The sequence below is a fragment of the Exiguobacterium sp. s130 genome, assembly GCF_018619055.1.
Taxonomy (GTDB): Bacteria; Bacillota; Bacilli; order Exiguobacteriales; family Exiguobacteriaceae; genus Exiguobacterium_A.
The window spans coordinates 1-3,016 of sequence record NZ_JACSNI010000013.1 but is presented as its reverse complement, the minus strand read 5'-3'; the positions used below and the strand labels follow the sequence as shown (position 1 = coordinate 3,016).

Below are 3,016 nucleotides of genomic sequence, written 5' to 3'. Positions count from 1 at the left end.
CACTCGCACCTTGAAAACTGAAGACATCAACAAGACATCAAACTTTTAATTAACCATGTCATTTAAGACGTGTGTTCTTAGAATACCAACGCTAGATCAAGGTATGAAGGGCGTACGGTGGATGCCTTGGCACTAGGAGCCGATGAAGGACGCGACGAACAGCGATATGCTTCGGGGAGCAGTAAGTATGCTTTGATCCGAAGATTTCCGAATGGGGGAACCCACCATCCGTAATGGGATGGGACATGTTACATGAATACATAGTGTAGCGTGAGGCAGACCCGGGGAACTGAAACATCTAAGTACCCGGAGGAAGAGAAAGCAAATGCGATTCCCTGAGTAGCGGCGAGCGAAACGGGAACAGCCCAAACCGGAGAGCATGCTCTTCGGGGTTGTAGGACACTCTATACGGAGTCAAAAAGGAAGACAGTAGGTGAAGGACCTGGAAAGGTCGGCCGAAGAAGGTGACAGCCCTGTAGCTGAAACTGTTTTCCCTCCAGAGTGGATCCTGAGTACGGCGGGACACGTGAAACCCCGTCGGAATCCGGGAGGACCATCTCCCAAGGCTAAATACTCCCTAGTGACCGATAGTGAACCAGTACCGTGAGGGAAAGGTGAAAAGCACCCCGGAAGGGGAGTGAAATAGATCCTGAAACCGTATGCCTACAAGTAGTCAGAGCCCGTTAACGGGTGATGGCGTGCCTTTTGTAGAATGAACCGGCGAGTTACGATAACGCGCGAGGTTAAGCCGATGAGGCGGAGCCGTAGCGAAAGCGAGTCTGAACAGGGCGTTCAGTGCGTTGTCGTAGACCCGAAACCAGGTGATCTACCCATGTCCAGGATGAAGGTCAGGTAACACTGACTGGAGGTCCGAACCCACGCACGTTGAAAAGTGCGGGGATGAGGTGTGGGTAGCGGTGAAATGCCAATCGAACCTGGAGATAGCTGGTTCTCCCCGAAATAGCTTTAGGGCTAGCCTCGAGGTTGAGAGTTCTGGAGGTAGAGCACTGATTGGACTAGGGGCCCCCACAGGGTTACCGAATTCAGTTAAACTCCGAATGCCAGCAACTTATACTCGGGAGTCAGACTGCGAGTGATAAGATCCGTAGTCAAGAGGGAAACAGCCCAGACCGCCAGCTAAGGTCCCCAAGTGTATGTTAAGTGGAAAAGGATGTGGCGCTGCCTAGACAGCTAGGATGTTGGCTTAGAAGCAGCCACCATTCAAAGAGTGCGTAATAGCTCACTAGTCGAGTGGCGCCGCGCCGAAAATGTAACGGGGCTAAACATACCACCGAAGCTGCGGATTCCGTAAGGAATGGTAGGGGAGCGTTCCAAACCGCTGCGAAGCTGTACCGGAAGGAGCAGTGGAGCGTTTGGAAGTGAGAATGCCGGTGTGAGTAGCGAAAAGAGGGGTGAGAATCCCCTCCGTCGAAAGCCCAAGGTTTCCTGAGGAAGGCTCGTCCGCTCAGGGTTAGTCTGGACCTAAGCCGAGGCCGAAAGGCGTAGGCGATGGATAACAGGTTGATATTCCTGTACCGCCGATCCACCGTTTGAACAATGGGGGGACGCAGGAGGATAGTGACGCATGCGGATGGAAGTGCATGTGCAAGTTTCAAGACCGTCTGATTGGCAAATCCGTCAGGCACCACAGTCAAGGAACGACGCGGAGTCCCGTAGGGACGTAGGTCACGATTTCACACTGCCAAGAAAAGCCTCTAGTGAGGGGGAAGGCGCCAGTACCGTAAACCGACACAGGTAGGCGAGATGAGAATTCTAAGACGCGCGGGATAACTCTCGTTAAGGAACTCGGCAAAATGGTCCCGTAACTTCGGGAGAAGGGACGCTCTACATGAGTAGAGCCGCAGTGAATAGGCCCAAACGACTGTTTAGCAAAAACACAGGTCTCTGCTAAATCGCAAGATGACGTATAGGGGCTGACGCCTGCCCGGTGCTGGAAGGTTAAGGGGATGGGTTAGCGCAAGCGAAGCTTTGAACCGAAGCCCCAGTAAACGGCGGCCGTAACTATAACGGTCCTAAGGTAGCGAAATTCCTTGTCGGGTAAGTTCCGACCCGCACGAAAGGCGTAACGATTTGGGCACTGTCTCAACGAGAGACCCGGTGAAATCATAGTACCTGTGAAGATGCAGGTTACCCGCGACAGGACGGAAAGACCCCATGGAGCTTTACTACAGCCTGATATTGAGGCTTTGTGCATGATGTACAGGATAGGCGGGAGACGTCGAGCCCGGAGCGCCAGCTTCGGAGGAGTCACCCTTGGGATACCGCCCTTCATGCATAGAGTCTCTAACTCGCAGCCGTGATCCGGCTGGAGGACCGTGTCAGGCGGGTAGTTTGACTGGGGCGGTCGCCTCCTAAACAGTAACGGAGGCGCCCAAAGGTTCCCTCAGAATGGTTGGAAATCATTCGTAGAGCGCAAAGGCAGAAGGGAGCTTGACTGCGAGACCTACAAGTCGAGCAGGGACGAAAGTCGGGCTTAGTGATCCGGTGGTTCCGCATGGAAGGGCCATCGCTCAACGGATAAAAGCTACCCTGGGGATAACAGGCTGATCTCCCCCAAGAGTCCACATCGACGGGGAGGTTTGGCACCTCGATGTCGGCTCATCGCATCCTGGGGCTGGAGTAGGTCCCAAGGGTTGGGCTGTTCGCCCATTAAAGCGGTACGCGAGCTGGGTTCAGAACGTCGTGAGACAGTTCGGTCCCTATCCGTCGTGGGCGCAGGAAATTTGAGGAGAGCTGTCCTTAGTACGAGAGGACCGGGATGGACGCACCGCTGGTGTACCAGTTGTTCCGCCAGGAGCATCGCTGGGTAGCTACGTGCGGACGGGATAAATGCTGAAAGCATCTAAGCATGAAGCCCCCTCCAAGATGAGATTTCCCTTTGAGTAATCAAGAAAGACCCCTCAGAGACGATGAGGTAGATAGGTCACGGGTGGAAGCATGGCGACATGTGGAGCTGAGTGATACTAATCGGTCGAGGCCTTGTTCTAGCAGATGC

1 rRNA gene is annotated in these 3,016 nt (G+C 54.0%); it reads left to right on the top strand.

From position 1 onward, the window contains the following. The first annotated feature begins 94 nt into the window (after positions 1 to 94). Positions 95 to 3,008, top strand: a 23S ribosomal RNA gene (locus HZS85_RS16495). The last annotated feature ends 8 nt before the right edge of the window (positions 3,009 to 3,016 follow it).